General features: G+C 75.2%; 3 protein-coding genes. All 3 read right to left on the bottom strand.

The annotated features are described in order from the left end of the window. Positions 1–7: 7 nt before the first annotated feature. Positions 8–1,324 carry a coiled-coil domain-containing protein gene (locus tag GV126_RS33810; protein ID WP_159674990.1) on the bottom strand — a complete coding sequence of 439 codons (1,317 nt, stop codon included), beginning with the start codon at positions 1,322–1,324 and terminating at the stop codon, positions 8–10. Positions 1,325–1,408: 84 nt separating this feature from the next. Beyond that, entirely contained in the window at positions 1,409–2,425 is a 1,017-nt protein-coding gene (locus GV126_RS33805) for a glutamate ABC transporter substrate-binding protein (protein ID WP_159674992.1), read from the bottom strand. A 35-nt stretch (positions 2,426–2,460) separates the two neighbouring features. Continuing rightward, on the bottom strand, positions 2,461–3,816 hold a 1,356-nt coding region (locus GV126_RS33800; protein ID WP_159674988.1), incomplete at its 5' end, for a GlnX family signal transduction membrane protein.

Below are 3,816 nucleotides of genomic sequence, written 5' to 3'. Positions count from 1 at the left end.
GCCCGGCTCACGACTCCCCCCGGTCGTCCCGCGCCCCGCCCTGCCCGGGCACCGGGGCGGCGCCCAGCATCTCGGCGGCCGCCTGCTGGTAGCGCAGCACCGCCTGCTCCGCCACCCGCAGGTCGCACGGCGCGCTCCACAGCATGCGGCGCGCCGTGTCGTACCGCTCCACCAGCAGCGGGTCCTCCGCCAGGCCGTGCCGGGCCACCTTCGCCCGGTAGGCGTCCAGACGGCCGCGCAGCTCGGCGCGGACCGCCAGCGGCGCGGTCACGGCCGTCAACGACGCACGGGCGCGCTCCAGTTCGTCCTCCGCCTTCTGCTCCAGGGAGTCCAGCAGCGGCGACAGCCGGTGCCACTGGGCCTGCCGGCGGTACTCGGCGGCCGTCGCCAGCTGCTCGTGCAGCGCCGTCGGCGGCCCGCTGACCACCGGCACCTCCGTGGCGGCGATCTTCGCCAGCACCTCGCCGCGCGCGGTGCGCGCCTCGGCCAGCGTGCGGTCCGCGCGCGAGAGCACGTCCCGCACCTTGATCAGCCGCTGCTCGGCGTCCTGCCGCACCCCGAGCACGGCGTCGATCTCCCGGCGCACCTCCTCCAGCGCGCGGGCCTCGCGGTCGTACACCGTGGTGTCCGGCCGGCCGCCGCCCGGCGCCGCGCTGCCCTTGGCCGGGACCCAGAACGCCAGCGGGTCGGAGATCACCTGCTCGCGCAGCCTCGTCAGCGTGCGCGTGATGCGCTCCAGGTCGTCGCCGGCTGGGTGCTCGCCGGGCCGGACCCCCACGGAGTGCGCCAGCCGGCGGGTGCGCTGCAGCTCGGCGGCGAGCAGGTCGATGCGGGCGGGCAGCGCCGACCACACCGCGTCGGCGGCCACCACCACGTCCAGGCCGGCCGCGTACAGCTCGTTCATCCGCTCCACCAGCGCCGCCAGGGTGAAGCGGCGGCTGAGCCGGCCGGGACCGGACGCGCCCGCGGCGGCCTCGGCCGCGCCGGGCACCGTCACGCACTCGCCGCGCAGCAGCTCCGTCAGCTCCGCCAGGTCCTCGCGGCTGGACCAGCGGCGGCGGGCCCGGATCTCACGGGCGGTGCGCAGCGCGCCGCTGTAGGCGTCGAAGTACGCCCACAGCAGCGTGATCGACGCCTCCGTGCGCGCCCAGCGCTCCTTGGTGACGCCGGTCAGCTCGGCACCCTCCAGGAGTCTGCGGCCCGCGTGGTCCTGCAGGGCCAGCAGCGAGGTCTCGATCGCCTCGTGCTCCGCGCCCAGCCGCGCCAGCGCACGGTCCACCTCGTCCCGGTCCAGCACCGGCCCGGCGGGGTCCGTGCCGCCCATCGATCACCTCTCGCTGCTCGTGATGTTCCGTCGGTCGTACGCCGGCCGCCGGCGGGCTCGCCCGCCGCCCCCGTGCGGCACCGGTCATCGGTAGACCGGCGTCGGCGGGGTGGCCGACGCCGATTCCTTACCCAGCGTGGGGAGCAACCACTTGTCGTACGACGCCTTCCAGCCCCCGTCCTTGCGGTAGTCCTCCAGTATTCGGTTGACCTGACGCACCAGGTCGTCCGCACCCAGCTTCATCGCCACGCCGTAGTACTCCTTGGTGAACGCGGGACCCTTCAGCTCCACCGTGGGGTCCTGCGCGGCCTGGCTCGCGGCGAGTGCGCCGTCGGTCACCACCGCGTCCACCTCGCCCAGTTGGAGCCGCACCAGGCAGTCCAGCTGGTTGGGGACGGTGGTGGAGATGTCCGTGGACGCCGGCAGCCGGCCGTCCTTCTTGTCCGCGGACAGGTGGTCGTAGGCGGTGGAACCGGTCGCCGAGCAGACCTTCTTGCCGGCCAGGCTCGCGTCGTAGCCGGTGACGGACGACGTCCTGGGGGCGAGCACCTGCTGGCCGGTGAGGAAGTACGGCGCGGAGAACGCCACTTGCTCCAGCCGGTCGCAGGTGATGGTCATGGTGCGCACCACCATGTCCACGCGGCCGCTGCGGACCGCCGGTATCCGCTCGTTGGTGGGGATCGCCCGGAACTGGACCTTGTCCGCGTCACCGAGGAGGTCCTTCGCGATGCGGTGCACCAGGTCGATGTCGAAGCCCTCCAGCGCGCCGGAGGCGTTGTTCGGATTGCGGTAGCCCCAGCGGTAGCTGTTCTGGTCGACGCCGACCGACAGGTAGCCGCGGGCCTTGATGGCCTGGACGGCGGGCCCGGTGGCGCTCGCCGGGGACGGGCTCCGGTTCTGCGCGGTGGCGTCCGTGCAGGTGCCGGCCCTGGCCTGGGTGGCCTCGGTCGTGTGTCCGTGGCCGAGGGCCGGGCCGCCCGGAGTGCGCGCCTGGGTGCCCGGCAGCAGCAGGACGAACGCCAGCGCCAGCGCGCAGACCACCGCCATCGCGCCCACGCCGCCCCAGCCCCGCAGCCGGGCCCGCAACCGCGCCACGCGCATCCTCACGCCGCCTTCCACCTTGCTCTCGCCTCCTCTCACCGGTACTCCGACAGCCTGCGGCCGATGCCCAGCACGGCACCGGCCGCACCGAGCACCGCGAGCACCGCCGACCCGGCCGGCAGGCCGGTCAGCGCACTGCGCCCGTCCCGCGCCGCCCGCTGGAACTCACGGGTCTCGTGGGCGAGCGCCGCGGCCAGCGAGGCGTCGACGTCGTCGAAGCACACGCTGGTCGACTCGTCCTTGTCGGCCCCGATCACCCGGTCGCGGGCCGTCTGGTAGTCACCGGCGTCGTCGGCCTGCCGGGCCCGCGCGTGCCGGGACGTCCACACCGTCATCGACGCGTTCGCCGCCCGCACCGGCCGGCGGCCGGCCTCGTCGTCGGCGAGGGAGGACGCCCGCGCCAGCGTGGTGCGCAGGGCGGCGATCTCCTGGTCGTAGGCCCAGTCGTAGGCGTCCGTGACCGTGCCGTCCGCGCGGGTCTTCGTCTCGGCGCCGCGGCTGACCAGCGTCAGGTTCTCGTCGCTGCGCGCCTTCAGGGAGGCGATCCGGGCGTCGTGCAGCACGTTCAGCGAGCGCACGCCGTGCGCGTAGGAGCCGTCGAGGCCGGCGCGGGCGACGCTGTGGCCGACCACCAGCCACAGCAGGACGGCGGTGGTGGCGGCGGTCGCGGCGACCAGGCCCTGGTTGAGTACCCGGTTTGTGCGCCGGTAGGTGCGGTGCTGCGCCCACGCCAGGGCGGCCAGGGCGAGGACGCCCAGCGCGATCGCGGCCCACGGGTAGGGGGTCGCGTCCCCGTAGTCGGCGCGCAGCCGCTCGTTCTCCCGCTGGTACAGGTCCTCGGCGGCCGGCAGCATCCGGTTCTGCATGGTGTCGTTGGCGGTGCGCAAGTAGGCGCCGCCGACCGGAAAGCCCTGCCGGTTGTTGGCGCGGGCGGACTCCACCAGGCCCTTGTAGCGCGGCAGCAGCTGGTTGAGCGTGTCGATGGTGGCCGCGGAGGCGGACCCCGGGGCGGAGTTGGCGGCGGCGGTGACCAGCTTGGCGGCGGCGGTGCGGATGTCCGCCTCGTAGCGCGCGCGGGTGGCGCGCGTCTCCTGCGGGCCGGCCAGATAGCCGCCGGCCGCCATGGTGTTGGCGTCGGCCAGGGAGCGGTAGATGTCGGCGGCGTCGGAGCTGAGGGGCTGGCTGCGGTGCAGCACGTCGTCGGCGGCCGACGCCCGTGCGGTGGTCTGCCAGGCGGTGACCGCGCCGAAGGCGACGACGAGCAGCGCGAGGACGGCGCCGATGGCCCGCAGCCGCCCCGGTTCGGTCACGGCGGCGGCCCGCAGCCGGTCCACGCCCTCGGCGAACGCGGTACGGCACGCGGCAGGCGGGACGGCGGTGCCGGGCGGGGC

This window comes from Streptomyces mexicanus (assembly GCF_902506575.1).
Classification (GTDB): domain Bacteria; phylum Actinomycetota; class Actinomycetes; order Streptomycetales; family Streptomycetaceae; genus Streptomyces; species Streptomyces mexicanus.
Note: the sequence above shows the minus strand (reverse complement) of the source record. Positions and strands in the feature narration are given on the sequence as shown.